Genomic DNA, 26511 nt, shown 5'->3' on the forward strand with positions numbered 1-26511 from the left:
TGTCCTCCCAAAAACCCGGGCACACTGTACGCAGTAACAGTACTGCGAACAGCGTGCGCAGTAAACTCCCGCCATGGACCGACCACCGATCTGGCTCCGCCCGGAGCGAGCCGCCCGCGGGCCGCGGCCGGCGCACAGTCGCGAGGAGATCGCCGCAGCCGCCGTCCGGGTCGCGGATGCCGAAGGACTCGCGGCGGTGTCGATGCGGCGCGTTGCGACCGAGCTCGGCACCGGCACGACCTCGCTCTACCGCTACGTCGACGGCAAGGACGAGCTCTTCGACCTGATGGTCGACCGGGCGATGGGCGACGGCCGGCCGCCGGTGCCGACGGGCGATTGGCGCGTCGACCTGGCGGCGGTCGCCCATGCACAGCGCGCCATGATGCTGCGTCATCCCTGGCTCGTCCGCCTGCCTGCGACCAGGCCCGTCCTCGGCCCTAACACGCTGGCCTGGCTCGAGGCGACGTACGCCGCGGTCGACGTACCGGGGCTGGATGCCGACGAGGTGCTGGCGCAGGCGGCGACCTTGCTGACCTTCGTGCGCGGTCATGCGCTGGAAGAGCTGACCGAGCGCGAGGCGGGCTCGACGATGACGGACTGGCTGACCAAGCAGTCGCAGCAGTACGCCGAACAGGTCATAGGGAGCGGCGACTACCCCCACCTGAGCCGGATGATGGTCGAGGCCGGGACGCCGCACGCGGCCGACCGGTTCGACCGGCTGTTCGCGCGGAGTCTCGAGCATGTGCTGACCGGACTGGCGGCTGAGCGGGACTAGCCATTTCGCAATTCTGAGATCTACTCTCAAATTAGAGCTGATCTCAGAAAGGTGTTCTGTCATGACCGCAACGACCCTCGACCCGCGCCGGTGGTGGGCGCTGGGTGCGATGTCCATCAGCCTGATCGTGATCGGGCTGGACCTGACCGTGCTGAACGTCGCGCTGCCGACGCTGGCCACCGATCTGAAGGCGTCGACCAGTCAGCTCCAGTGGTTCGCTAACGCGTACACGCTGGTGCTCGCCTCGCTGCTGCTCCCGGCCGGGCTGCTCGGCGACCGGTTCGGGCCGAAGCGGCTGATGCTCGGGGCGCTCGTGGTCTTCGGGCTGGCTTCGGCGGCGTGCGCGTTCGCGAACTCGCCTGGCCAGTTGATCGCGGCCCGGGCGGCGCTCGGGGTCGGGTCGGCGTTCCTGATCCCGCTGTCGATGTCGTTGCTCAACCTGCTGTTCGCGCCGGAGGAACGGCAGCGGGCGATGACGATCTGGCTGATGGCGAACTCGATCGGCATCCCGCTGGGTCCGCTGCTCGGCGGCTGGCTGCTCGACCACTACCGCTGGGGCTCGATCTTCCTGATCAACCTGCCACTAGTTGCAATCGGACTAGTTGCAGTGGCGCTGTTGATCCCGACGATGGCCGGACACCGGTCGCGGCGGATCGACGTACCTGGGATTCTGCTCACCGCGGCCGGGCTGGTTGCGTTGACGTACGGGTTCATCGCGGCGGGAGAGCACGGGTGGGGCTCGGCGTGGGCGCTCGGTGGGATCGCGGGCGGCGTGGTCTTGCTGACCGCGTTCTGGGCGTGGGCCCGGCGTACGGCGGATCCGTTGGTCGACCTGAAGCTGTTCCGGTCGGCGGGGTTCACGTGGGGGACCGTGCTTGCGACGCTGGCGTCGTTCGCCTTGGTGGGGTTGCTGTTCGTGCTGCCGCAGTTGTTCCAGGCTGTGCAGGGCGCCGACGCATTCCAGGCCGGGCTGCGGTTGCTGCCGATCATCGGCGGGATGCTGATCGGCGCGAAGGTGGCCGAGCGGCTGCTCGAGCGGGCCGGAGCGCGAGTGACCGTGGTGATCGGGTTCTCGTTGATGCTGGCCGGGTTGGTGATCGGGGCGTTCACGAAGGCCGGCGACGGCTACGGGTTCACGGCGATCTGGGTGAGTCTGGTCGGGGTGAGCATCGGGTTCACGCTGCCGCCGATGAACGGGTTGGCGCTGGCGGCACTGCCGATCGAGCGGAGTGGGTCCGGGTCCGCGCTGATCCAGGCGTCACGGCAGGTCGGCGGCACGCTCGGGGTGGCGATCCTCGGGACGGTGCTCAACGCGGCGTACCGGAGTCACTTGGATGTCAGCGGACTGCCGCCCGCGGCTGCGGATGTGGCCCGCGACAGCGCGTCGGCTGCGATCGCGATCGGCTCGCCCGGCCTGACGCGCTCGGCGCAGGCGGCGTTCGTCAACGGCATGGACGTGACGCTGTGGGTGTGCAGTGGGCTCGCGGTGGCCTCGATCGTGCTCGCGCTGGCCTTTCTGCCACGCCGTACCGCGGTTGCCGACCGGGAAGTTGTCACAATCGGAGCATGAGCGGGCTGCGGGAACGGAAGAAGGCCAAGACCAGGGCGGCGATCCAGGAGCATGCGCTGCGGTTGTTCCGGGACCAGGGGTACGCCGAGACGACCGTCCAGGAGATCGCCGCCGCGGCCGAGATCTCGCCGGCGACGTTCTTCCGGTACTTCCCGACCAAGGAGGACACGATCGTCCTCGATCGGCTCGACCCGGTGATGATCGAGCTGTTCCGCAGCCAGCCTGCCGAGATGAGCCCGACCGATGCCCTTCGCGCTGCGATCAGGCAGAGCCTCGACACCCTGACCGAGGACGAGTGGGCGCTCGAGTCCCAACGCCAGGAGCTGGTGATGAACGCTCCCGAGCTGCGGGTCCGGATGCTCGACCAGCTCTACGAAGGCATCGACCTGCTCGCCTCTCTGGCAGCCGAACGCACCGGCCGGGCCCCGGACGACATCGCCGTACGGGCCTGGGCCGGAGCGGTCGTCGGCGTCGTGATGGCGACGTACCGGCAGCTGGAGGTCGACGGTCCGCTCCCGAAGTACCTCGAGACGATGGACCGCGCCTTCGACCAGCTGGGCGGGCTCCGGCTCGCTCCGTAGTAGGGCACTGTAGTCAGGCCACCTTCTCGGCCACCTGCACGGACAACGGATCGCCCGGCCGCAGACCGAAGGCGGCGGCCGCGGAGCCACCGCGGATCACCAGCTCGGTGAACCCGCTGCCTGAGCTGCCCTGGATGATGCCGGGCGTGTTCCGCGGGACGGCGGTCAGGTGCGGGTAGCAGGTCACGTCCTTGCCCTGGGCAACAGTCACGACATCGCCCGGGGTGAGGCCGAGATCGCGGTCGAGTTTGCAGTTGCCGAAGTTGTCGACGACGGCAACGACCGGGTCCGCGTCGAGGGTTTCGGGGATGACGGTCTCGACGGCGGGTACGGCGCGATCGTCGGCGACCCATTTCGCCAGCAACGGCAGGTACCACAGGCTGCGGAACTGCGTGCCGGCGATCTTGTCGATCTCGTCCGCCGCGAATCCGGCCGCGGTCACTGCTTCGCGGATATCGGTCACGTAGACGTGGCTGATGCCGAGCTCCCGGCGTACCAAGGAGAGGGCGCGGGCGTTGAAGGTGCTCGCTATCAGGTGCTTGCCGTACCAGAAGAAGCAGAACGGTACGCCGTTCGGCCAGACGCCGTCGCGGGGCGCGATGTTGAGCAGGGTGATGGTCGGGTGGCCGTCCTCGCCAAGGGACTCAGTGGCAAGCAGGCAGTCGAGCAGGGTCAGCGCGGCGAACGACTCCGGATCGGGTCCGTCGGCGGCGACGATGGTCGGCGACTGGCCGAACAGGGCGCCGATCCGGGTGCTGAGTCTGGCGCGGGCGTTACCGTCGTGACAGTCGGTGATGTAGGTGATCGGGTACATAGCAGGCTCCTGGTGGTTGCAGCTTGTCTGGGAAACGAAAGAGGCCCCCGACATCGGGGGCCTCTCGCTGCAAGCACACGTGCCTACGCCGCTGAAGTCACCCGCATCGAGGGCTCAGCATTCGCATAGCGGCGTACCAGGTCACGTCGAGGATCGTAGCACTCAGCGAACCTGGCCATTGTCGAAATAGCTGACCAGGGTCGGGTCGAGCGGCGGGATGTCCTGCGGTACTCCGTTCGCGCGGAGTGACTGGGTCGCGGCGTAGCCGGCGGCCACCGCGGCGCGGGCGGCGACCGGGGAGGTGAGCGTCGCGCCGCCGTCGCGGACGAAGTTCACGAACTCGGCGACCAGGTGCGGGTCGGCGCCGCCGTGGTGGTCGGTCTCGCCGGAGATCTCGACGACCTGGTCGGCGTCCTCGCGATACCCGGAGCGACGGCTGTTCCAGACCTTCACCACGCCGCCCGCGGTGTCGCCGAAGTTCTCCAGCCGGCCGTGCGTGCCGATCACGGTGTAGTTGCGCCAGTAGTCCGGCGTGTAGTGGCACTGCTCGTAGTTCATCATCACGCCGTTGTCGAGCAGCAGGTTCACCTGCGAGATGTCCTCGACGTCCATCACCGGAGCCAGGCCCTTCTGCTCCAGCGGCGGCCAGTTCTTCTCGCTGACGAACTCCTTGAACCGCTGGTCCGAGCGATCCTGCCGGTCCTCGATCCCGCCGTACAGGGTGAGCGCACCCATCGCGTTCACCCGGGTCGTGTAGCCGCCGGCCAGCCAGTGCATCACGTCGATGTCGTGGGCACCCTTCTGCAGCAGCAGTCCGGTGGTCCGCCGACGGTCCGCGTGCCAGTCCTTGAAGTAGAAGTCACCGCCGTGGCCGACGAAGTGCCGGCACCAGATCGCCTTCACGTCGCCGATCGCGCCGTCCTGGATCAGCTTGCGCATCGTCAGTACGACGGACATGTGGCGCATGTTGTGGCCGACGTACAGCCGTGCGCCGGAGTCGTAGGCCGCCTGCAGCACGCGATCGCACCCTTCGGTGGTGATCGCCAGCGGCTTCTCCACGAAGACGTTGACCCCGGCCCGGAGGAAGTCGATCGCCGGCCCCTCGTGCAGGTCGTCCGGCGTCGTCAGGAAGACGCCGTCGAGCTTGCCGTCCAGCAGCTCGGTGTGGTCGGCGTACCCCGTTGCCTGCGGGTACAACTCGAGCGTCGCGTCCCGCTGGGGTGCGGACGGGTCGGCGACGGCCACAACCTCCGACCCTTCGCCGGGCCGGTGCGCGTAGTTTGCGATCCGACTCCGGGACCCGAGACCCACCACGCCAAACCGAAGATCACTCATACCAGCACTCCTGCACATAGTTGTTTCCAGAAGCCTAACTCCGAGCAGTTCCGATCTTCAATCATCTGCCTTTGCCATGACGTTGCCCCACTCGTCATCCGCCGAACATCACGGTCTCGCTCTGTGCGCCCACCATGGCGGAATGTGAGCCTCCACTACGTGGCACTGGGGGACTCGACCACCGTAGGTGTCGGGGACCCGATGAACGGCAGCAGTACAACCGACCTGTCCGGTGCCGGTGCGCGCCCGGGCGAGGGGTGGCGGGGCTGGGCCTCGCTGCTCGCCGACTCCCTGGCCAGCTCCCACCGTGTGACGTTCTCCAACTTCGCGACCAGCGGCGCCACCGTGCCGATCGTCGCGACCGAGCAACTACCCGAAACCGGCGATGATCCGATCGACATCGCCTCGTTGATCGTCGGGGTGAACGACACCTTGCGGTCCACCTTCGACGCCGGCCGGATCCGGGATCATCTGCAGCAGATCGCGGACGAACTGACCGCCCGCGGCGCGCTGCTGCTGACGGTCCGGTTCCACGACCACGGCAAGGTGTTCGGCCTGCCGAAATGGCTGCGGCGACCGCTGTGGCACCGGATCGAGCAGGTCAACATCGTGTTCGACGATCTGCACGCGCGGTACGGCGGGATCCGGCTGGACATGGCCGATTATCCCGAGGTGTACCGGCGGGACTTCTGGAGCATCGACCGGTTGCATCCGGGGGAGCGGGGACACCGCAAGCTCGCCCGTGCGTTCGCCGACGAGTTGGCGATCCGCGGGTTGCCGATCGACGTACGGCCGGATCTGGACTGTGCATACCGGCCGCCGAGTCGCTGGGCGGACGCGATGTGGCTGGTACGCGAAGGCGTGCCGTGGGTCGGGCGCAGGGCCAACGACCTGCTGCCGTGGGCGGCCAGGATGGCAGTCACGCAGGTCCGGCCGCTCAGCCGGCCGTCGCTTGTCCTCCCGCCGTCGTCCATTGACCTGCCGTCGTCCGTCGCCCTCCCGCCTTCGTCCAATGCGGAGGTCCAGCGTCTGGAGGCATAGGGTCTGATTCATGGCCCGAATTGATGGACGTACCGCTGACCAGCTCCGCCCGGTGACGATCACCAGGAACTGGCTCGACCACGCCGAGGGCTCGGTGCTGGTCGAGTTCGGGCGGACCCGGGTGCTGTGCGCGGCGAGCGTGACCGAGGGCGTGCCGCGCTGGCGCAAGGGGTCGGGCCTCGGCTGGGTCAGCGCGGAGTACGCGATGCTGCCGCGGGCGACCAACACCCGCTCCGACCGCGAGTCCGTGAAGGGCAAGATCGGCGGCCGTACGCACGAGATCTCCCGGCTGATCGGGCGCTCGCTGCGGGCCGTGATCGACTACAAGGCGCTCGGCGAGAACACGATCCTGCTGGACTGCGACGTACTGCAGGCCGACGGCGGGACGCGGACCGCGGCGATCACCGGCGCGTACGTCGCACTGGCGGACGCGGTGTCGTTCCTGCGCGAGAAGAAGCTGCTGAAGAGCGAGCCGCTGACCGGGACGGTATCGGCGGTGTCGGTCGGGATCATCGACAGGGCGCCGATGCTGGACCTCTGCTACGAAGAGGACGTCCGGGCCGAGACCGACATGAACCTGGTGATCACCGGCGAAGGCAAGTTCATCGAGGTGCAGGGCACGGCCGAGGGCGCGCCGTTCGACCGCGCTGAGCTGGACAGCCTGCTTTCCCTGGGTGTTTCGGGCTGCGCCGAGCTCGCCAAGATCCAGCAGGAGGCCCTGGCGTGAGTCGCGTGCTGCTGGCGTCGAACAACAAGAAGAAGCTCGAGGAGCTGCGGCGGATCCTGACGCCGATCGTGCCCGGCATCGAGGTGCTGGGGCTCGGCGACGTACCGGCGTACGACGAGCCGGCCGAGACCGAGCCGACGTTCGAGGGGAACGCGCTGCTGAAGGCGCATGCCGCGCTGGCCGCGACCGGGCTGCCGTCGATCGCGGACGACAGCGGCATCTGCGTCGACGCGCTGAACGGGATGCCCGGCGTACTGTCGGCGCGCTGGTCGGGGCCTTTGAAGGACAACCAGGCCAACAACCTGCTGCTGCTCGGTCAGTTGGAAGACGTCCCGGACGAGCGGCGCGGGGCGTCGTTCGTGGCGGCGGTGGCGTTCGTACGGCCGGATGCCGACGACGAGGTCGTGATCGGCGAGATGCGCGGGTCGGTCATCCGTTCGTTGCGTGGGACGGGCGGGTTCGGGTACGACGTGCTGTTCCAGGCCGAGGGGTACGACCGGACCACGGCCGAACTGTCCATCGAGGAGAAGGACGCGATCAGCCACCGCGGCAAGGCGCTGCGCGCGCTCGCGCCGCTGGTCGCGAAGGCGTTGGGGAGCTAGCCATGTTGTTCGCAGGATCGGATCGGGATGGGGTCGCGGACGGGAAGATCACCGTCGCCTATCGGCGGTGGGCCGAGCCGCGGGTGGTCGAGGGACGGATCTACCGCACGAACGCGGGCCGGATCGAGATCGACAGCATCCGCACGGTCAACCCGGAGTTGATCGCGGACACCGATGCCGAAGTTGCTCTGGCTGACCGCCGCAACGCGAAGGATGTGCGGCGACGGTTGCGTGGGGACGAGTCGATGCCGACGTTCCTGATCCGCTTCCATCTCGTCGAAGGGGCGGATCCGCGGGAGGAGCTGGCCGCGCAATCTTCTTTGTCGGCTGAAGAACTCGCCGACGTCCGCGCCCGCCTCGCCCAGTTCGACCAGCTGAGCCACCACGGCGCCTGGACGACCGAGACGCTCCAGCTGATCCAGTCCCGGCCTGCTACTCGGGCGGCAGATCTTGCGGCCTCGGTCGGGCGGGAGACCGCGCCGTTCAAGCTCGACGTCCGCAAGCTGAAGAACCTCGGCCTGACCCACAGCCTTGAGGTCGGCTACGAGCTCAGCCCTCGTGGCGCGGCGTATTTGGATGCTCTGGGCAACTAGCGTTTGAGGTTGAGGGTTGCTATCAGATCCTCGTGGAGCTCGAACCAGACGCGGTGGCAGGAGTCGACGTCGGAGCGGTCTACCCAGGCGGTCTCGCCTGCGGTGGCGCGTTCCAGTGCGGTGGAGAATCTGGTGTCGTAGCCCTGGAAACGGGGCAGGACGCTCGTCAGTCTGGCGGCGATCGGGGCTAGGGCGGTGTCGATCGCTTTCAGCTCGTGGAGGACGCCCGCGTCCCAGGCGGGGTCGGTGTGGTCGTTCGCTGCTAGCGGGTCGGTGGGGGTTGGGCGTAGTTGCCAGTCGGTGCAGGCCTGCTGGAGAAGGGCGTTGAGCGGGAGGAAGTCGGCGTACACCTCATGAATCGCGTCTGGGTTCTTTAGCTCGGCCGCCAGGCGGCGCTCGTTCTCCACGCGGCCGCTCTCGGTCAGCGACCAGCCTGAGGTGCCGGCGAACGTACTGCGCGTTGTCCAGCCTTGCGCCTCAGCGTCCTCGAGTGCGTCCTCGACCGCTTGCTGCGGGAGGTCGAAACGCTGGGCGACGACCGGGGTGTCCGCGAATCCCAGCAGGCGCACGGCGTGCAGCACCAGGTGCATCATGAGTCCATCCGCGCGGCGAGCCGGTTGAACCGCTGCTGACAGGCCTGCGGCGAACTGAACCCCATCGCGTCGGCCATCTCCGCCCAGGTCAGCCCGGAGCTCCTCGCGAGGAAGAGCAGGCCCGACTCGACCTCCTCGACCTCAGCCCGCGCAGCCGGCAGTAGGGCGAGCGCGGCCAACAGGTCGTCGTCCGTCAGCTCGGCCGACCGCCAGGCCGCGAACTGGGTGAGATCCACGGCCGACAACGGAACCGGCGCCGGCCGCCATGGTCGGGCCGGCAGCTCCTTCGCCCCCTTCGCGAGGAGCTGTTCGCGGGCCTCACGCTGCCGCTCAGCCTGAGCCTGATCCGAGTCCTGCTTGCTTCGCATCCCCCAACAGTGGATCATCAACAAAACGTTGTCAACATTCTGTTGTCAACGTTCCGTTGATGGGAGAGCTTTGTGTTGGTGCCGCTCGCAGACGCGACGGTAGACGCCTACGGCGGCAAGGCCGGCGGGCTGGGCGCCTTGATCCGCGCCGGCCTCCCCGTCCCGGATGGCGTAGTCGTGCCCGCCGGCGCTGCCGTGGACGGGATGGTCGTGCCTCGCGGTGGGATTGCGGATGAGCTTGGGCGGTGGCTCGAGCGGATGGGGGACCCGCTGGTCGCCGTACGGTCGTCGGCTGCCAACGAGGACACGGCACACACCTCGGCGGCGGGTCAGCACGACAGCTTCCTCGGCGTACGAGGGTTGGCTGCGGTTCTCGACGCCGTACGCGCCTGCCGTGCGTCGGCGTGGTCGCCGCGAGCGGTCGCTTACCGCAACGGCTCCGAGCCCCCGCCGATGGCCGTGATCGTCCAACTCCAGTTGGACCCGGACGTCTCCGGGGTGATGTTCACCGGCGACGGCACGACGACGATCGAGGCCTCCTGGGGTCTAGGTCCGAGCGTCGTCGAAGGCCGCGTGACCCCCGACCGATACCAAGTCGCCGACGGCAGAGTCACCCGCACGATCGCCGACAAACAAACCACCCTCACCCTGTCCGGCACCCACCAGGTCCCCACCACCCACCGCCGGATCCCCACCCTCTCCGACGCAACCGCCGTACACCTAGCCGCCCTCGCCCACCAGGCCGCAATCGCCCTAGGCGGCCCTCAAGACCTCGAGTGGGCCATCACCGCCGACACCCCTTGGCTCCTACAATCCCGCCCCATCACCGTCCAACTGCCGCCCACCGCCACATCCCCATCCACGCCCGCAACCCGCACCCCAGCCCCGCCTACCGCCACCGCAGGCACCCTCACCGCCACCCCTGGCACCCCCGGCAGCCTCACCGGCACGCCCGGCAGCCTCCCCGGCACCCCAGCCAGCCTCACCGGCACTCCCGGCAGTCACGGCACTGCGACCGGCCCCGCAAGGATCGTCCGCGGCCCAGTCGACTTCCCTCAAGTCCGCCCTGGCGACATCCTCGTCTGCCCCTTCACCGACCCGGCCTGGACCCCGCTCCTATCCATCGCCGCCGGCGTCGTCACCGAACAAGGCGGCGTCCTCTCCCACGCCGCCATCATCGCGAGAGAACGAGGCATCCCCGCCGTACTGGCCGTCCCAAACGCCACCAGCCAGATCCCCAACAACACCCCGTTGACCATCAACGGCACCACCGGCCAGATCCAGGCGTGAGTCAGCGGTTGTCGCCGCCGCCGCTGAGCATGCTTCGGGCTTGGCGGTCGGCGAGTTTGGTGAGGTTTTGGTGGGCAACCTGTTCGAGGGGGATGTCGAAGAAGTCGGCGAGGACTGCGATGTACCAGAGGGTGTCGCCGAGTTCCTTCTTGAGGTCGTCGGGGTCCCACTGGGTGAAGTCGCTGTCCTGGTCGCGGACGATCTTCTTCGCCTTCTCGGCGAGCTCGCCTGCTTCGCCGACGAGTCCGAGCAGCAGGTGGAAGACCTCGTTGTGCTTGTCCTTCGGAGCCGCGGTCCGGAGCGCGGCCTGCTGGTACTCGTTCAAGTGCATGGCCGCAACCCTAGTGCTGCATCAGGTTTGGGGCCGTGGTCCCGGCGTACTGCGGGCAGCTCGACAGGACGTATATGCCCACTAGCTTGCAATCGAGGCAGGGCCAGGCGGGCGGGCGAACGCAGTAGACGTATACGTCCTGTCGAGCTGGTACACGGTCGACGTGCTTGCGACGGCGTGAACAATGCGGGGTCGTGCCAGAGGCGGGAGTTGAACCCGCACGCCCGGGGGCGCCGGCACCTAAAGCCGGTGTGTCTGCCGTTCCACCACTCTGGCTGAAGAGGCGCGGACGCCTCCCCTAGACGAACATCCTAGGGGAGGCGACTGCGTCAGCGGCTCTGCAGGGCGTCGATGAAGACGTTCTTCAGGTCGCCGGGCTGGCGGGCGACGTACGCCTGGCCGCCGGTGGCCTGGGCCAGGGCGCTGAGCTCGTCGGCGTTCACCTCGGGGCCCATGCCGAGCGCGATGATGCGGACCGGGCGGCCAGGGTCCTGCAGGCCGCGCAGGGTGTTGACCGCCTGGGCCAGGGTCGGGCTGCCCGGGTCGTCGTTCTTGCCGTCGGTGAACAGCAGGATCGAGTTGACCGCACGCTGGTCGTAGCCCTGCCGTACGGCGCGGACCGCGGCGATCGCGGTGTCGTACAGACCGGTGCCACCGTTCGCGATCGGGTGCTGGATCTTCAGTTGGTCGACGATCTTCCCGCGCTGTCGCTTCGACAGCGGTGCGATCGGGACCAGCTCCTTGTAGTCGGCGCCGTCCGTCCCGATCTTGGTCGAGAACGTCCACAGGCCGAGCGACGCGCTGTCCGGGAACAGGCTCAGGCCGCCCGCCGCCGCCTCGATCGTCAGCTGCATCCGGGTCTTCGTGCCGACCTTGTCGGCCATCGAACCGGAGACGTCGATGACTGCCAGCGAGTGCGTCAGCAGCGACAGCCGGGTCCAGTTCTGCAGCGTGGTGTCGATCGCCTCGCTGGTCGGCTTGGTCAGCTGGTTGACGTCGCCGACGCCGCGCCCGCCGCTGAGCGGGCTCAGCTGGGTGTCGCGGAACCCGGCCTGGTCACGTGCCTGCGCGGACGAGTCGGTCAGCAGCTCACCGGCCAGCGCCTGGGCGGCGTTGGACGCGGCGTCGGTGTCCGACTTGGCGGTGACCACGATCGGGTAGTCCAGGTACAGCGTGCCGGTGGCCGGTTGGATCGCTCGCAGCTGGGCGTCCGGGTGGTCTTCCTGGTACTTGACGAAGCTCTGCTCGGACGCCGGCACGATGGTCGTGCTGCCGTCCTGGTCCGCCCGGCCGAACAGGGCCTCGGCGTCCGTGAACGGCTTGGCCATCGAACCGAGGCGCTGGGCCAGCGGAACGACCACCTGCGACACCTGGGTCTCGGACGCGGACGTCTTCGCCCGCTCCGCCTGCACCGCGAGCAGCGCGAGCGCGCCGGGCGAGGTGCTCAGCGGGTCGAGCAGGGCCGGCTGGGTCTTGCTCATGATCCGCAGCCACGAGGACGTGTCAGCGAAGTTCGTCCGCCGGCCGACGAGCACCAACGGCGAGGTTGCGATGGACTGGACCGCGATAGTCGGGACGCTCTGGCCGTCGTCGGCCTGGGCGACCCACAGCGAGGAGTCCGGCACCCAGAGGTCGGGCCGGTTGTCGCTGCCGTGTGCGACGTCGCGTGCGATCTGGGACGACGGGGCCGCCGTGATGGTGAACTGCAGGCACGGGTTGCCGTCCTTGCCGCCCTTGGCCGCCAGCGACTTGGCCGCGGCTTCGAGCGAGGACTGCATCTCGGGCGTGGTCGCCATCTGGATCTGTGTCGGGTCGTCACACGCCTTGTTGCCGCCGAGGAATCCGTCGGCTCCCGATTCCGATCCGAAGGAGCGGACCACGAACACCGCTCCCAGTGAAAGCACCAACAAGCCGACCGCGGTGATGTACACCGAACGGCGGTTGTTGTTACTTCCCGTCACCGCAGAGGAATGTTTTCCCATCGCGGCAGGTCCCTCCCTCCCAGAGGCTGACTGCGCGCGCAGATTACCCGGTTTCGGCAGGTCAGGGCGAAGGCCGTGACGATTCTTGACACAGCTGTGGTTGAACGCGGGTGGTCCCCGCAGTACCGCTCTTTCACAAGAACGCTGTAAAACTCACCGACCGTGTCGGCGCAGTCGCCGTCCGGTGAGATCCTGGTGTGATCCAAATCACATCAACCAGTTTGGTCAAACGACCGTTCCATGGACCATCTCCGTGAAACGGTCGAAGGTTTCCCTCCGGAACGGCCCAGGGCAGGGTGCCTTTTCACACTGTTCTTAACAGCGTGGATTCACAGCCCTAGGTCGCGGCGCAGCTTGGCGACGTGCCCGGTGGCCTTCACGTTGTACTGCGCGACGGCGATCTTGCCGTCCGGGTCGACGACGAACGTGGACCGGATCACGCCGGTCACCTTCTTGCCGTACATGGTCTTCTCGCCGAAGGCGCCGTACGCCTGCAGGACCTCTTTGTCGGGGTCGCTGAGCAGCGGGAACGTCACGCTGTCGCGCTCGCGGAACTTCGCCAGCTTGGCGGGCTTGTCCGGGGAGATTCCGAGTACGGCGTACCCGTGGGCCTGCAGCGAGTCGAGCGAGTCGCGGAAGTCGCAGGCCTGCTTGGTGCAGCCCGGGGTCATCGCGGCCGGGTAGAAGTAGACGATCACGTTCTTCCCGCGCAGGTCCTTCAGCGCCACGTCGTTGCCGTCGGCATCGGGCAGGGTGAAGTCGGGTGCGGTGTCGCCGACGGACAGACGATCGGACATCAGGTCCTCCAGGAATTGATTGAAGTGCCGCAATCGTACGGGCAAGATGCGCCCATGAGTCCCCGCCAACTCTTCGACGGCTACCTGGATCCGCGCCGCCCGCACGCGGGGGCGTACGACGAGATGTTCGACCCGGTCGACGGCGTGCGTACGGCGTACAAGCGGCTGCACGACTCGCTCGAACCACTGCAACCTGCCGACCTGACTACCCGGGCCGAGGCGTTGGACCGGGCACTGGTCGACCAGGGGATCACGTTCAGCCTGTCGGGGGAGGAGCGGCCGTTCCCGCTCGACCTGGTGCCGCGGGTGATCACTGCGGCGGAGTGGTCGCGGCTGGAGCGCGGCGTGGTCCAGCGTGTCCGTGCACTGGAGGCATTCCTCGCTGACATCTACGGCGACCAGCAGATCGTCGAGGACGGAGTCCTGCCTCGCCGGCTGATCACTTCCTGCGAACACTTCCACCGGCAGGCCGCAGGTATCGCACCGCCGAACGGCGTACGCATCCACGTGGCCGGCATCGACGTGGTCCGCGACGAGCAGGGTGACTTCCGCGTGCTCGAGGACAACCTGCGCAGCCCGTCAGGGGTGTCGTACGTGATGGAGAACCGTCGGACGATGGCGCGGGTCTTCCCGGACCTGTTCGCCAAGCACCGGGTACGCGCGGTCGGCGACTACGCAGTACATCTGCTCCGGGCGCTACGGGCTGCGGCTCCGGCCAGTGCGACCGATCCGAACGTCGTAGTGCTGACACCGGGCGTCTACAACTCGGCGTACTTCGAGCACTCGCTGCTGGCTCGCCAGATGGGAGTGGAGCTGGTCGAGGGGCGGGACCTGTTCGCCCGCAACAACGTGATCTACCTGCGGACCACGGAGGGCGAGCAACGAGTCGATGTGATCTATCGGCGGATCGACGACGAGTTCCTGGACCCGGTGCATTTCCTGCCCGACTCAGCGCTCGGTGTGGCCGGCATGGTGAACGCAGCACGGTCAGGCAACGTCGTCATCGCCAACGCCATCGGCAACGGCGTCGGCGACGACAAGCTGATCTACACGTACCTGCCCGAGATCCTGAAGTACTACCTCGGCGAGACACCTCTGCTGCCGAACGTCGACACGTACCGGTGCTGGCTGCCCGCAGAACAGACCGAAGTACTGGACCGTCTCGACGAGCTGGTCACCAAGCCGGTGGAGGGCTCCGGCGGGTACGGCATCGTCTTCGGGCCGGATGCCTCGCCGAAGGAGCTCCAGGCGCAGCGGCGTCGTATCAAGGCCAATCCGCGCGGCTGGATCGCGCAGCCCGTCGTACAGCTGTCCACTGTGCCCACGAAGGTGGGTGAACGGTTGCAGCCACGACATGTGGACCTGCGGCCATTCGCGGTGAACGACGGCGACGACGTGTTCGTTCTGCCCGGTGGACTGACCAGAGTGGCGATTCCCGAGGGCAGTCTGATCGTCAACTCGTCACAGGGCGGCGGCTCCAAGGACACGTGGGTGCTGGCGCCCAGAGCGTCCGACGAGGACGCCGAGCTCCGCGGTCCCGGTCTTGGTACGGCGACGGTGAAGCAGGACGGTGCGTCGACGCCGGAGCGCGGTCCGGAACTGAACGTCGCCCAACAGCAGCAGCAACAGTGATGGGGAGGTGCTGACGATGCTCGCACGCAACGCCGAGTCGCTGTACTGGATCGGCCGGTACGTCGAACGCGCGGACGACACCGCGCGGATCCTCGACGTCTCGGTCCACCAACTGCTCGAGGACGCCACCGTCGACGCGGACACGGCCAGCCGCAGGCTGCTCTCGGTCCTCGGCATCACCCCGCCCGACGGCAGCACGCTCGACGTGTGGGGTCTGACCGAGCTGGTCGCGATGTCGCCGGAGACCGGATCGATCGTGTCCTCGATCGGCAGCGCTCGCGAGAACACCCGCGTCGCGCGCGAGGTGGTGTCGAGTGAGCTGTGGCAGTGCATCAACGCCATGTGGAACGCCGTACCCGAGCGGCAGCGGGCTGCGCGGCGCGTGGGGCCGCATGAGTTCTTCACGTTCGTGGAGGACCGGGCGGCGATGTTCGCCGGACTGGCCGACTCCACGATGAGCCGCGACGACGGCTGGCGATTCCTCGTGCTCGGTCGCTCGGTGGAGCGCGTCGACATGATCGTCCGGATGCTGATGTCCCGAGTCGACGACCGTCCGACCTCACCAGGCTGGGTGACCGTACTGCGTTCTGCAGGTGCGCATGACACCTACTTGCGGACGTACCGGGGTGCACTGGATGCGTCGCGGGTCGTGCAGTTCTTGTTGATGGACCGGTTGTTCCCAAGGTCGGTGTTCCATGCGCTGCAGCAGGCGGAGTCCTGTCTCGACGACCTCGACCACGGGCCGGCCGCGCGGATCGGTGCTGGTGCGGAGGCGGCGCGGTTGCTGGGCAAGGCCCGCAGCGATCTGGAGTTCCTGCGACCGGCGGACCTGCTGGACAACCTCACCGGCAGACTGCAGGACCTGCAGACCACAGTCCGCGAGGTGGGCGAGGCCGTGTCGCGCCAGTACTTCCATGCGGTGCCGTGGATCGAGTGGAACAACGCGGAGGTGAACCTGTGAACTGGCGTCTCCGGGTGGTGCACACGACGGGCTATAGGTACGCGACTGCCGTCACGCAGTCCTACAACGAGGCCAGGCTGACCCCGCGTCACGACGATCGGCAGAACCTCATGGTGGCGCGGCTGGAGACAGTCCCCGCGACCCGCGCTTACAAGTACACGGACTACTGGGGTACTGAGGTCAACTCCTTCGATCTCCACACTCCGCACACCGAGCTGAAGGTGATCGCAGCCTCCGTCGTCGAGACGACCGACCAGACCGCACCGTCAGTCGACGCCACCTGGTCCCAGCTCAAGTCGCCTGAGGTGCTGGACGCGTATGCGGAGTACCTGGAGTGGACCAGCTACGTCCCGAAGCACCGTGAGCTCGCTGCGATTGCGCGCTCGCTACGCAAGGGCCGTACGCCGCAGGAGACTGTGCTGGCTGTGTCGGAGAGGGTGCACGACATGCTGACGTACCAGCGTGGCACGACTGGCGTGCACTCGTCGGCTGTAGACGCCTGGCAGGCCGGTGAGGGCGTCTGTCAGGACTACGCGCACCTGACGCTGGCCATGCTGCGGGCGGTCGACGTACCGGCTCGCTATGTCTCCGGATACCTGCACACGAAGCCGGATGCGGCAGTGGGCGAGACGGTCGTCGGTGAGAGCCACGCGTGGGTGGAGGCGTGGACCGGTGAGTGGTGGGGATTCGACCCGACCAACGACATCCCGATCGGCCACCGGCACGTCTGGGTGGCGACCGGGCGGGACTACGGCGACGTGTCGCCGCTGAAGGGCATCTACTCCGGTGGCGCTGCGACGGCCATCGAGGTGACCGTCGACATGACCCGGTTAGCCTGAGCCCATGCGGGCCATGACAGTGACGCCGGGCAAGTCCGACTCGGCGACAGTAGGCGAGGTCTCGGAGCCTCCCGTTGCCGACGGTTCGATCCTCGTGGAGGGCCTGCTGACAGGCATCTGCGGGACCGACCTCGAGTTGGTCTCCGGGGCGTTCGGCAGCGGACGTCCGGGATCGGACCACCTCGTCATCGGACACGAGTCGCTCGGGCGCGTGCTGGAAGCACCTATTGGCTCGGGCTTCGCTCCCGGCGACCTGGTGGCCGGAGTGGTCCGCCGACCGGACCCCGTGCCCTGTCCGGCGTGTGCGCGCGGCGAGTGGGACTTCTGCCGCAACGGGCTGTACACCGAGCGCGGCATCAAGGAGATGGACGGGTACGGCGCTGAGCGCTGGCGGGTCGACCCGTACTTCGCCGTACTCGTGCCTGCTGAGCTGCGAGAGCTCGGCGTACTCGTGGAGCCGGCCAGCATCCTGACCAAGGCCTGGGAGCAGGTGGACCAGGTCGGCGCGCGGTCGTGGTTCGGTCCGCAGCACGTGCTTGTCACAGGTGCTGGTCCGATCGGGCTGCTCGCGGCGCTCATCGCCCGGCAGCGCGGGTACGACGTACATGTGCTGGACAGGGTCACGGACGGGCCGAAGCCGGAGCTGGTACGGGCGCTGGGCGGGACGTACCTGACAGACCTGAGCCAGCTCGGTGTTGTGCCGGATGTAGTGATCGAGGCGACCGGAGCCGGGCAGCTGGTGTTCGACTGCGCGTCGCTGCTCCCACCGGCCGGTGTGATGTGCCTGGCCGGGATCCACCCCGGGCCGGCGACTGTCGACGTACAGCTGGACGCGCTGGTCCGGCAGTTAGTGGTGCGTAACGCCGCGTTGGTAGGGACGGTGAATGCGGGCAAACGGCACTACGCGGACGCTGTCGACGTGCTGCTCGCGGCTGACCGGGCCTGGCTGCAGCGGTTGATCACCCGGACCGTGCCGCTGTCGCAGTGGCCGGATGCATTGGTGCGGGAACCGGACGACATCAAGGTGGTCGTGGACTTGCAGGGATGACCTGCGAGGATGGTGGGTGACGAGGGGCAGATCGGGGCATGCCCCGCGGATGGAAGGAGTGTCGACAGGTGTCGGACACGAAGGCTCGGACCGCCGAGCAGATCGAGGCGGATATCGCCGCCACCCGGTTGCGCCTGGCTTCGACCGTCGACGAGCTGGTCGACCGCGCGAACCCGAAGAACGTGGCCCTGCGGCAGGTCGAGCAGGCCAAGGCCCAGGTCTTCGACGAGCAGGGCCAGCTGCGGACCCAGAAGATCGTCGCGGTCGCCGGTGCGGTGGTCGGCGTCGTCGGCGTACTGCTGGTGATCCGCCGGCTGGTGGGTCGCCGGTGACTCCACGCAAACGGCTGTCCGACGACAAACTCCCGATCCGGATGCTGCACGACCGCGTCCTGGTCTCCCTCGAGCAGGAGGGCGAGCGCAAGTCGTCGGCCGGCATCTTGATCCCTGCCACCGCGCAGATGGGCCGCAGGCTCGCCTGGGCCAAGGTGGTGGCGGTCGGCGCGAACGTGCGGACGGTGGAGGTCGACGACCGCGTTCTCTTCGACCCGGAGGACCGGGCCGAGGTGGAGGTGCGCGGCGACGACTACATCCTGCTGCGCGAGCGCGACCTGCACGCGGTCGCGGCCGGCCGCCTCGAAGACGGTCAGACCGGCCTCTATCTCTGAAAACGGAAGTGGGTCGGCGTCGCCGGCCCACCGGTGACCAGGTCACGGACGAACGCGCCCACCAGTGGCACGAACTTGAAGCCCTGCCCGGAGAACCCAGCTGCCACGGTGATCGGTCCGGCCCGGTCGATCACGAAGGTGGCTGACGGCGCGTTGTCGTAGAGGCAACTGATCGCAGTGGACCGGGCTGGATCCAGCCCGGGGTACCACTGCTCGACGTACCGCAGCAGGGCCGCGTCCCGCTCCGGCTCCGGCCGGAAGTCCCTGGTGTCGGGGTCAACCTCCGGCCCGCTCGCGTGCAGTCCGACCTTCACCCCAGACCCTGGTTCGTAGAGGCCATAGCTGTCAGGGCCCCAGTGCACGAAGCTCGGCCACTCCAGGTCCTCGGACAGCGGAGTGAAGAAGCGAGGCTGCTCCTGCGTCACCCTGAACGGCGGCAACGGCGTCAGACCGCGCACCAGCTTCGGAGTCCAGGGTCCAGCAGTCACAACGACCTGTTGCGCCCGCACAGCCCCACCAGGTACGTCGAGCTCCACCAGCTCGTCGTGCATCCGCAGCGCCCGCACTGGCGACTGCACGCGAAACTCCGCACCCAGCCGAGCAGCCACGGTCTGCAGCGCGTGCACGGCGCGATCGGCGTACAGCCGGCCTGAACCCGGCTGGTAGAGCACCGGACTCTCGAACCGGAACCCGGGCCACCGCTCGGCAGCCTCCTCCGGGGCGAGCACCGACCCGGTTGCCGCATGCAACAACCGGAACGTCTCGACCGACTCGTCACCGAGCCCGTGGTCGATCCCACCGGTCTCCTCGAGCAGCGTCTCGCCGCAGTCCGCCTCCAGCTCACGCCACAACGGCCGGGCCCGCTCGGTCAGCTCGGCCACCTCGGCGTCATCGGCCGCCGGACGGAACAACCGCGTCCCGCCGTGCGACCCACCCCGCTCGTGCCCGAGTGTGAACTGCTCCAGTACGACGACCTCCCGCCCGGCCGCCGCCAGCGCACGAGCCGCCGCCGAGCCCATCGCACCGGCCCCCACCACCGCCACGTCGTACGTCATTGCAGCAGCGTACGGAGACCGGGGCAGCCTCAGAAGCTGTTGGGGCCGAACCGGAAGATCGCCACCAGGACGGCCAGGACCAGGACGACCGTGTTGATGGCGATCGGCGGCAGCTCCTTGCGGCGGCCGTGGGTGATGATCGCGCCGGCCATGATGACGGCGAGGCCAGTCGCGGCGAGCGGGACGAGCACCGGCGCGATGTCCAGCGCGCCCGGCAGGATCAGGCCGATCGCGCCGAGCACCTCGGCCGTTGCGATCAGCTTGATCGCGCCGGCCGAGAAGTCCTCGACCCACTTCATGTTGCCGTTGGCCAGCAGCTTGCGGCGGCTCTGGCTCAGCTTCGTCACGCCCGCGGCGAGGAAGAAGGCGGCCAGCAGTCCGGCGACGATCCACAGAAAGACGTTCATGTCCCACTCTCGGTTATTGGTTGATGCGTCAACTCAAAGCTAGAGGCAACTGACTTGAAGCGTCAAGTATTCGGTAGAATGGCGTCATGCCGGGGGATGCGCAGTGGCTCGAGCGGGAGGAGCTGGCGACCTGGATGTCGCTGGCCGCGTTGCTCTTCAAGCTGCCCGGAGTGCTGGACTACCAGCTGCAGCGAGACTCCGGGCTGACCCATTTCGAGTACCTCGTGCTCGCCGGGCTGTCGGAGTCGCCGGGGCGGTCGCGGCGGATGAGCGACCTGGCCGGCTTCGCGAACGGCTCGTTGTCGCGGCTCTCCCACGTGGTCAAGCGCCTCGAGCAGCGCGGGTTCGTCGAGCGCCGCCCGGCAGAGGACGACGGGCGGATCACCGTCGCAACCATCACCGACAGCGGCTACGAGTTCCTCGTCGCCGCCGCGCCAGGGCATGTCGCGACCGTTCGTGAGTACGTCGTCGACGTGCTCAGCCCGGAGCAACTGGCGCAGCTGAAGGACATTGCCGACACGATTCTCGCCAAGGTCGACCCGGGCAAGGACTGCTGAGTTTCTCGCGGAGCGGGCAGGCGGAGGCGGCGCGATCGGCGGGCGGGGGAGAATAGGCCCGTGATCTTCGAGACCTCCAGCCGGTTGCCAGACTTCCCGTGGGACAAGCTCGCCCCGTACAAGCAGAAGGCGGCCGAGCATCCCGACGGCATCGTCGACCTGTCCGTCGGCAGTCCGGTGGACCCGGTGCCCGAGCTGGTGAAGAAGGCGCTGGCCGACGCCGCCGACGCCCCGTCGTACCCGACGACTCTTGGTACGTCGGCTGCGCGGCAGGCGGCTGTGGACTGGATGGCTCGGCGTCTCGACGTGACCGGCGTGGACGCGCAGAGCGGCGTACTGCCCGTGATCGGCACGAAAGAGCTGATCATGATGCTGCCGACGCTGCTGGGCATCGGCGCAGGTGACACCGTCCTCATCCCGGACCTGGCGTACCCGACGTACGAGGCGGGCGCTGCGCTCGCCCGCGCGACCAGCGTGCCGGTTGCGGACCCCACGACGTACGACGGGCCGGTGCGGGTCGCATACCTGAACTCTCCGCGTAATCCGTCCGGTGAGATTACCCCTGCGGACGATCTGCGCCGTGCGGTCGAGTGGGCGCGGGCGAACGACGTACTGCTGGTCAGCGACGAGTGCTACACCGAGTTCGGCTGGGACGAGAAGCCGGTGTCCGTGCTGCATCCGGATGTGTCCGGTGGCAGCTTCGACAACCTGCTCGCAGTGCACTCGCTGTCGAAGCGGTCCAACCTGGCCGGATACCGCGGTGGCTTCGTGGCCGGTGACCCGACCGTGGTGACCGAGCTGCTTGCCGTACGCAAGCATGCCGGGCTGATGGTGCCGTCGCCGATCCAGGCTGCGATGGCTGCCGCGTTCGCGGACGACGTGCACGTGGAGGAGCAGCGTGCCCGCTACCTCCGTCGGCGTGCGGTGCTGCGGGACGCGCTGACTGATGCGGGCTGGGAGATCACGCTGTCCAACGGCGGGCTCTACCTGTGGGCGTCGCACCCGTCGTACGACGCTTACGGTTCCGTCGGGGCTCTGGCGGACCGGGGCATCCTGGTCGCTCCCGGTGCGTTCTACGGCACTGCTGGTGAGCGGCACGTCCGTGTCGCGCTCACTGGGACCGACGAACGCATCGATTCCGCGGTCAAGCGGCTGCAGGACTAAACAAAGTCTCCGCTCCCCTGTGACGTCTCCCGGTGTGGCCGCCTCTTATAGGGGGTAGGAGTCGTCAAGGGGAGGGTGAGGCGGATGAGACGCTTCGTTGGGGTCGCTGTTGCGGTGCTGCTGGGTCTGGGGCCGGTGAGTGTCGCGCACGCGGACGACTCCCCATCGCCGAGCGTCACACCGACCGAGACGCCGGCGTCTACTGCTGTGTCGACTCCAGCGTCGACTCCAGCGTCGACGCCGACGCCCAAGCCGGTGGTGACTCCCACACCCGCGGCCATTCCCACACCGGCTGCGACTCCCACGCCGGCCTGGTCGATCACTCTGGATCAGCCGGCCGCGTCCTGGGAGGACAAGCCGACGATCTTCACCGGCAAGATCAGCCAGCCGATCACCGGGTCGTACATCACCTTGTGGCAGCGCGTCCCCGGCGCCTGGGTACTGCGTGCGTCGACGCGCACCACTGTCGGCGGCGTGTACCGCTTCAGCTACATCTCGGCGTACACCGGGACCTGGGCGTTCCGCACGATGATCGGTGTGAAGGCGGAGACCGCGCTCGCGATCTCGGCGTACCGGACCGTGCCGATCCAGGACCGGAAGATCCTGATCAACACCCCGGCGGCCTGGTATGCCACGCTGACCGGCGTCTCGGTCACCGGCCGGATGGTGCCGGCCGAGCCGGGCAAGGAGCTCGCGCTGCAGAGCTATCTCGGCAGCGGCAAGTGGCAGCTGCTCAACATCGGGGTCATGGATGCCAAGGGCAACTTCCGGCTCCGGATCCCCGACGACCTGCCGGCCACCCGGACGGTGCGCGTCGTCACCAGGTATGTCAGTCAGGCCGCGATGGAGTACTCCGGCCTGGCCACGATCGTCGTCAAAGCCGCCCTCAACCCCAAGGTGTACGCCGTGTCCGCCGCGATGGTGCCGAACACGTACCGCGCCGGGTGCCCGGTCGCACCGGCGTCGCTGCGGCTGCTGCAGCTGAACTACTGGGGTTTCGACGGCCACGTGCACCGCGGCGAGTTGATCCTGCGGGACGCCGCCGTGGCGAAGATGATCACGGTCTGGACCACGACGTTCGCGTCGAAGTTCCCGATCCGGCAGATGCGGCGGGTGGACGTGTTCGGCGGCAGTGACGTGAAGTCGATGGCAGCCGACAACACGTCGGCGTTCAACTGCCGGCGGGTGACCGGTGATCCGTACTCGCTGTCGCCGCACTCGTACGGGTGGGCGATCGACATCAACACCGTCGAGAACCCGTACCTGGCCGCGAACGGCGTCTGGTACCCGTCGAACGGGCTGGCGTACCGCACGCGTACACCGGCGCGTCCCGGCATGCTGTTCGCGAGCAGCGTCGCCACGAAGGCGCTGGTTGCGCAGGGCTACTTCTGGGGCGCCGGCTGGGCCAAGCCCGACTACCAGCACTTCGAGCCGAAGTGAGCCGCGTCGGCCGGCGCCTGGGCGCCGGTGTGATGGTTGCTGGGATGCTGGTGCTCGCAGGCTGCAGTTCGAACTCGGCTGCCCAGCAGCCGGGTGTCGTCAAGCAGTCCGCAACGCCGGTCATCCCCAGCACAGTCGGTGGGACCGTGCCGGTGCCGCCCGCCACGATGAGCACCGCCAAGCCCACGGATGCGGCCGTCCCACCGGAGGTGCCGGAGCAGGCGACCGCACCGCCGCCTGCCAACGCCGGACCGCTCACCGCCCACAACCTGCCGACTCCCGACAAGCTCGGCTCGGGCTGGAAGACCTACACCGATCCGGGTGGCGCTGAGGCCGGTTTCATCGGCAACAACACCTGGACCCGCCGTCGAGACCCCCACCAGGCCTCGTACGAGGCTCTGCCCTCCGGCTGCGCAGGTAAGCCCGTCACCGGCACGCTCCCCATCCCGGCGTACGCCCTGACCGGCAGCTACCGCACCGCCGACAACCAGCCCGCCACCGCCCTCCTCCTACGCTTCAAGGACTCTGGGCAGGCGACCAGCTACTACGCCGGATACCAGGCCCGCATGAAGGCCTGCGGCTCGGGCGGTGACCTGTCCGTCAAACAGCTCTGGGCAACCACCACGGCAACTGCCGCAGTTCGTTCGTACGCCGGAGCCGAGGCCTACGTCGACCTCTCAGTGGTCCACGGCTCCACAGTCGCCCTGCTCGCAACCACCTCCGCTCAACCGGACAAGCAGTCCGACTGGGCCCACACCGTCGTACCTGCCCTGGAACTGGTGATAGACGAATCCTAAAGTTGTATTACCTTTCAGTATTTCGTGACCTACACTCCGGTTATGGGTGACTTCGACCGGTATGCCCGTCTGACCGCGGGCCTGGACGCGCCGTACGCGGTGATCGATCTCGACGCCTTCCGCCGGAACGCGGACGACCTGGTCCGCCGTGCCGCGGGTACGCCGATCCGGATCGCCTCCAAGTCGGTCCGCTGTCGCGCGCTGATCGCCGCCGCGCTGGAGCGCCCCGGCTTCCACGGCGTGATGAGCTACGCGCTCCCCGAGGCCCTCTGGCTCGCGCGGAACGGCGTCGACGACATCCTGCTCGGCTACCCGACCACCCACCGCACCGCTCTGCGCGAGCTCTCCGAGGACCCGGAAGCGGCGGCCCGGATCACGCTGATGATCGACTCGCCGGAGCACCTCGCGTACATCAAGGCGGCCGCGACCGGCACCGCCCGCATCCAGGTCTGCCTCGACGTCGACGCCTCGCTCCGCGTCTTCGGCCAGCACCTCGGCGTACGCCGTTCGCCGCTGCGCACCCCGGCCGACGTCGCGGCCCTCGCCCGCACCGTCGCCGCCGACGACGCGTTCGAGCTGACCGGCGTGATGTTCTACGAGGCGCAGATCGCCGGCCTGCCCGATACCTCACCGGCCGTCCGCTGGGTCAAGCGTCGTTCGGCCGCCGAGCTCGCCGATCGCCGTGGTGCGGTCGTGGACGCGGTCAAGCAGATCGCCGCGCTGCGGATCGTCAACAGCGGCGGGACGGGCAGCCTGGAGATCAGCAGCGCCGACCCGTCCGTCACCGAGGTCACCGCCGGCTCCGGTCTCTACGGCCCGACCCTCTTCGACAAGTACGACGTCTTCCAGCCGGAGCACGCGATGGCCTATGCCCTCGACGTCGTACGCCGTCCCGCGCCCCGCATCGCCACGCTCTTCGGCGGCGGATACGTGGCCTCAGGGCCGGCGAAGAAGTCGCGGTTGCCCTTGCCTGCTTGGCCGTCCGGCCTGAAGCTGCTCGGGACCGAAGGCGCCGGCGAGGTGCAGACTCCGGTCCAGGGACATTCAGCCGATCGGCTGAATCTCGGCGACAGAGTATGGATGCGCTACGCGAAGGCGGGCGAGATGCTGGAGCGGTTCGACGTCGTGCACGCGATCGGCTCAGGTGAGTCGAGGGATCAGGTGAGCGAGCTGGTCACCTACCGCGGCGAAGGGAAGAACTTCGGATGAGCACCTGGCGGAACTGGTCCGGCACGGAGTCGGCGACCGGTATCGAGACCCTGCGCCCGGGGTCGACCGACGAGCTCGCCGCGGCGGTCAAGTCCGCCGCCGAGCAGGGCAAGAAGCTCAAGGCGGTCGGCTCGGGGCACTCGTTCACGGGTTGCTCGGTGCCGCAGCAGGTGATGATCCGCCTCGACGGCCTGTCGTCGATCACCCACGCCGACAAGGATTCCGGCCGGGTGACGGTCGGCGCGGGGACCGACCTGCGGAAGCTCAACGCCGGGCTGGCCGCCTTCGACCTCGCGATGGCCAATCTCGGCGATATCGACAAGCAGACGATCTCCGGCGCGATCTCTACCGGCACGCATGGGACCGGCGCAGGGCTCGGCGGCCTTGCCACGCAGGTCGTCGCGCTCGACCTGGTCACCGCGGACGGCTCAGTCCTGCATTGCTCGGCCGAGGAGAATCCGGACGTCTTCGCAGCGGCCCGGGTCTCGGTCGGCGCGCTCGGCGTGATCAGCTCGCTGACGCTGCACTGCGTGCCGGCGTTCCTGCTCCGCGCGCAGGAGATGCCGCTGCCGATGGCCGACGTACTGGACGGTTTCAATGAGCTTGCTGATGGCAACGATCACTTCGAGTTCTACTGGTTCCCGCACACCGATATCGCGCTGACCAAGCGCAACAACCGGGTCGCGGCGGGCGTCGACGCGTCACCGGTCGGCCGGATCCGCGGCTGGGTCGACGACGAGCTGCTGTCCAACAAGGTCTTCGAGCTGACCAACCGCCTCGCCGTGCGGCGGCCCGGGATGGTTCCGCGGATCAACCAGCTCGCCTCGCGCGCATTGTCGGCGCGAGAGTATGTCGACTCGTCGTACAAGGTGTTCTGTTCCGAGCGCAACGTGATCTTCCGCGAGTCGGAGTACGCGGTACCGCGGGAGCACGTGGTCGAGGTGATCCGCCGGCTGCGCGACTGGATCGACACCTCGGGCTCGCGGATCCCGTTCCCGATCGAGGTCCGGGTGGCCGCGCCGGACGACATCTGGTTATCGACGGCGTCAGGGCGCGAGACGGCGTACATCGCGATCCACCAGTACCACCGGCTGCCGCACGATCCGTACTTCCAGGCGTTCGAGAAGATCGTTGCCGAGTACGACGGGCGGCCGCACTGGGGCAAGCTGCACACGCTCACGGCGACCGAGCTACAAGAGCGGTATCCGCACTTCGACGACTTCCTCGCCGTCCGCGACCGCCTCGACCCGCAACGCACCTTCGAGAACCGGTACACCCGTCAGGTCTTCGGCTGACGCCCCGCCGGACGCTAGCCTTCGGTGCATGAGCGAACGAA

29 protein-coding genes and 1 tRNA gene are annotated in these 26511 nt (G+C 68.2%); 20 read left to right on the forward strand and 10 right to left on the reverse strand.

Annotated features, from left to right (window positions below; genetic code table 11):
* The first annotated feature begins 73 nt into the window (after positions 1–73).
* From EV645_RS17630 to EV645_RS17640, 3 genes are all read left to right on the forward strand, one after another.
* Entirely contained in the window at positions 74–775 is a 702-nt protein-coding gene (locus tag EV645_RS17630) for a TetR/AcrR family transcriptional regulator (RefSeq protein ID WP_130444975.1), read from the forward strand.
* Between the two features lie 61 nt (positions 776–836).
* Positions 837–2345 (forward strand): DHA2 family efflux MFS transporter permease subunit, encoded by a 1509-nt coding sequence (locus EV645_RS17635; protein WP_198681663.1) that lies wholly within the window; start codon positions 837–839, stop codon positions 2343–2345.
* Positions 2342–2926, forward strand: coding sequence for an acyl-CoA-like ligand-binding transcription factor (locus tag EV645_RS17640; RefSeq protein WP_130444976.1), 585 nt, complete (start codon positions 2342–2344; stop codon positions 2924–2926). The genes EV645_RS17635 and EV645_RS17640 overlap by 4 nt, the downstream gene beginning before the upstream one ends.
* Positions 2927–2939: 13 nt before the next feature.
* Here the strand turns inward: EV645_RS17640 and EV645_RS17645 are convergent, their stop codons facing one another.
* A complete protein-coding gene (locus tag EV645_RS17645) occupies positions 2940–3740 on the reverse strand; it encodes an SAM hydroxide adenosyltransferase (protein ID WP_130444977.1) in 801 nt (266 codons plus the stop codon).
* 162 nt (positions 3741–3902) lie between these two features.
* Positions 3903–5075 (reverse strand): Gfo/Idh/MocA family protein, encoded by a 1173-nt coding sequence (locus EV645_RS17650; protein WP_130444978.1) that lies wholly within the window; start codon positions 5073–5075, stop codon positions 3903–3905.
* A 159-nt stretch (positions 5076–5234) separates the two neighbouring features.
* Between EV645_RS17650 and EV645_RS17655 the strand changes: the two genes are divergently transcribed.
* Genes EV645_RS17655 through EV645_RS17670 form a run of 4 tightly spaced genes read left to right on the forward strand, consistent with a single transcriptional unit; the run spans position 5235 to position 8038 of the window.
* Positions 5235–6116: an SGNH/GDSL hydrolase family protein gene (locus EV645_RS17655; protein WP_277877062.1), complete on the forward strand. Its 882-nt coding sequence runs from the start codon at positions 5235–5237 to the stop codon at positions 6114–6116.
* A 10-nt stretch (positions 6117–6126) separates the two neighbouring features.
* Positions 6127–6843 (forward strand): ribonuclease PH, encoded by a 717-nt coding sequence (rph, locus tag EV645_RS17660; protein ID WP_130444980.1) that lies wholly within the window; start codon positions 6127–6129, stop codon positions 6841–6843.
* A complete protein-coding gene (gene rdgB, locus EV645_RS17665) occupies positions 6840–7445 on the forward strand; it encodes an RdgB/HAM1 family non-canonical purine NTP pyrophosphatase (RefSeq protein ID WP_130444981.1) in 606 nt (201 codons plus the stop codon). Before rph ends, rdgB begins: the two co-directional genes overlap by 4 nt.
* A gap of 2 nt (positions 7446–7447) precedes the next feature.
* A complete protein-coding gene (locus tag EV645_RS17670; protein ID WP_130444982.1) occupies positions 7448–8038 on the forward strand; it encodes an ASCH domain-containing protein in 591 nt (196 codons plus the stop codon).
* Here EV645_RS17670 and EV645_RS17675 read toward each other — a convergent pair.
* Positions 8035–8631 (reverse strand): transcriptional regulator, encoded by a 597-nt coding sequence (locus EV645_RS17675; protein ID WP_130444983.1) that lies wholly within the window; start codon positions 8629–8631, stop codon positions 8035–8037. The two genes, EV645_RS17670 and EV645_RS17675, sit on opposite strands and share 4 nt — an antisense overlap.
* On the reverse strand, positions 8628–8999 hold the full coding sequence (locus EV645_RS17680; protein WP_242000482.1) for a hypothetical protein: 372 nt from the start codon (positions 8997–8999) through the stop codon (positions 8628–8630). Before EV645_RS17680 ends, EV645_RS17675 begins: the two co-directional genes overlap by 4 nt.
* A 78-nt stretch (positions 9000–9077) precedes the next feature.
* Between EV645_RS17680 and EV645_RS17685 the strand changes: the two genes are divergently transcribed.
* Positions 9078–10289 (forward strand): PEP/pyruvate-binding domain-containing protein, encoded by a 1212-nt coding sequence (locus tag EV645_RS17685; protein WP_242000483.1) that lies wholly within the window; start codon positions 9078–9080, stop codon positions 10287–10289.
* Between the two features lies 1 nt (position 10290).
* Here the strand turns inward: EV645_RS17685 and EV645_RS17690 are convergent, their stop codons facing one another.
* The 4 genes from EV645_RS17690 to bcp all read right to left on the reverse strand — a co-directional run bounded on the left by EV645_RS17690 (position 10291) and on the right by bcp (position 13399).
* Complete coding sequence (locus EV645_RS17690) at positions 10291–10620, reverse strand: nucleoside triphosphate pyrophosphohydrolase family protein (RefSeq protein ID WP_130444986.1); 330 nt, start codon at positions 10618–10620, stop codon at positions 10291–10293.
* A 195-nt stretch (positions 10621–10815) separates the two neighbouring features.
* Positions 10816–10896: transfer RNA gene (locus EV645_RS17695), tRNA-Leu, on the reverse strand.
* Between the two features lie 53 nt (positions 10897–10949).
* Positions 10950–12581 carry a substrate-binding domain-containing protein gene (locus EV645_RS17700; RefSeq protein ID WP_242000484.1) on the reverse strand — a complete coding sequence of 544 codons (1632 nt, stop codon included), beginning with the start codon at positions 12579–12581 and terminating at the stop codon, positions 10950–10952.
* 350 nt (positions 12582–12931) lie between these two features.
* Positions 12932–13399 carry a thioredoxin-dependent thiol peroxidase gene (bcp, locus tag EV645_RS17705; RefSeq protein WP_130444988.1) on the reverse strand — a complete coding sequence of 156 codons (468 nt, stop codon included), beginning with the start codon at positions 13397–13399 and terminating at the stop codon, positions 12932–12934.
* 54 nt (positions 13400–13453) lie between these two features.
* Here bcp and EV645_RS17710 point away from each other — a divergent pair, with 54 nt between their 5' ends.
* From EV645_RS17710 to EV645_RS17735, 6 genes are all read left to right on the forward strand, one after another.
* Positions 13454–15031, forward strand: a complete 1578-nt coding sequence (locus EV645_RS17710) for a circularly permuted type 2 ATP-grasp protein (RefSeq protein ID WP_130444989.1) — start codon at positions 13454–13456, stop codon at positions 15029–15031.
* Positions 15032–15047: 16 nt separating this feature from the next.
* Positions 15048–15992 carry an alpha-E domain-containing protein gene (locus EV645_RS17715; protein WP_130444990.1) on the forward strand — a complete coding sequence of 315 codons (945 nt, stop codon included), beginning with the start codon at positions 15048–15050 and terminating at the stop codon, positions 15990–15992.
* Positions 15989–16831, forward strand: a complete 843-nt coding sequence (locus tag EV645_RS17720) for a transglutaminase family protein (protein WP_130444991.1) — start codon at positions 15989–15991, stop codon at positions 16829–16831. Before EV645_RS17715 ends, EV645_RS17720 begins: the two co-directional genes overlap by 4 nt.
* A 4-nt stretch (positions 16832–16835) precedes the next feature.
* Entirely contained in the window at positions 16836–17879 is a 1044-nt protein-coding gene (locus tag EV645_RS17725) for a glucose 1-dehydrogenase (RefSeq protein ID WP_130444992.1), read from the forward strand.
* 68 nt (positions 17880–17947) lie between these two features.
* Complete coding sequence (locus EV645_RS17730; protein WP_130444993.1) at positions 17948–18211, forward strand: DUF3618 domain-containing protein; 264 nt, start codon at positions 17948–17950, stop codon at positions 18209–18211.
* Positions 18208–18546 carry a GroES family chaperonin gene (locus tag EV645_RS17735; protein WP_132210994.1) on the forward strand — a complete coding sequence of 113 codons (339 nt, stop codon included), beginning with the start codon at positions 18208–18210 and terminating at the stop codon, positions 18544–18546. The genes EV645_RS17730 and EV645_RS17735 overlap by 4 nt, the downstream gene beginning before the upstream one ends.
* On the opposite strand, the gene EV645_RS17740 is transcribed toward EV645_RS17735, so the two are convergent.
* Both EV645_RS17740 and EV645_RS17745 read right to left on the reverse strand, forming a co-directional pair.
* Positions 18537–19601: an FAD-dependent oxidoreductase gene (locus EV645_RS17740; RefSeq protein ID WP_130444994.1), complete on the reverse strand. Its 1065-nt coding sequence runs from the start codon at positions 19599–19601 to the stop codon at positions 18537–18539. The genes EV645_RS17735 and EV645_RS17740 overlap by 10 nt on opposite strands.
* Before the next feature lie 29 nt (positions 19602–19630).
* Positions 19631–20008: a DoxX family protein gene (locus tag EV645_RS17745; protein ID WP_130444995.1), complete on the reverse strand. Its 378-nt coding sequence runs from the start codon at positions 20006–20008 to the stop codon at positions 19631–19633.
* An 86-nt stretch (positions 20009–20094) separates the two neighbouring features.
* On the opposite strand from EV645_RS17745, the gene EV645_RS17750 reads away from it, so the two are divergent.
* The 6 genes from EV645_RS17750 (at position 20095) to EV645_RS17775 (ending at position 26470) form a co-directional block, all read left to right on the forward strand.
* The gene (locus EV645_RS17750; RefSeq protein WP_130444996.1) at positions 20095–20565 is read left to right on the forward strand and encodes a MarR family winged helix-turn-helix transcriptional regulator; all 471 of its coding nucleotides are present in this window, start codon (positions 20095–20097) and stop codon (positions 20563–20565) included.
* A gap of 63 nt (positions 20566–20628) precedes the next feature.
* The gene (gene dapC, locus EV645_RS17755; RefSeq protein ID WP_198681743.1) at positions 20629–21729 is read left to right on the forward strand and encodes a succinyldiaminopimelate transaminase; all 1101 of its coding nucleotides are present in this window, start codon (positions 20629–20631) and stop codon (positions 21727–21729) included.
* 84 nt (positions 21730–21813) lie between these two features.
* Entirely contained in the window at positions 21814–23169 is a 1356-nt protein-coding gene (locus EV645_RS17760) for a M15 family metallopeptidase (protein ID WP_242000485.1), read from the forward strand.
* Positions 23166–23966, forward strand: a complete 801-nt coding sequence (locus EV645_RS17765; protein WP_130444998.1) for a hypothetical protein — start codon at positions 23166–23168, stop codon at positions 23964–23966. The genes EV645_RS17760 and EV645_RS17765 overlap by 4 nt, the downstream gene beginning before the upstream one ends.
* A gap of 42 nt (positions 23967–24008) precedes the next feature.
* Positions 24009–25175 (forward strand): amino acid deaminase/aldolase, encoded by a 1167-nt coding sequence (locus tag EV645_RS17770; RefSeq protein ID WP_130444999.1) that lies wholly within the window; start codon positions 24009–24011, stop codon positions 25173–25175.
* Positions 25172–26470 (forward strand): D-arabinono-1,4-lactone oxidase, encoded by a 1299-nt coding sequence (locus tag EV645_RS17775; protein WP_130445000.1) that lies wholly within the window; start codon positions 25172–25174, stop codon positions 26468–26470. Before EV645_RS17770 ends, EV645_RS17775 begins: the two co-directional genes overlap by 4 nt.
* The last annotated feature ends 41 nt before the right edge of the window (positions 26471–26511 follow it).

Origin of the sequence: Kribbella rubisoli (assembly GCF_004217145.1) — a bacterium.
Lineage (GTDB): Bacteria > Actinomycetota > Actinomycetes > Propionibacteriales > Kribbellaceae > Kribbella > Kribbella rubisoli.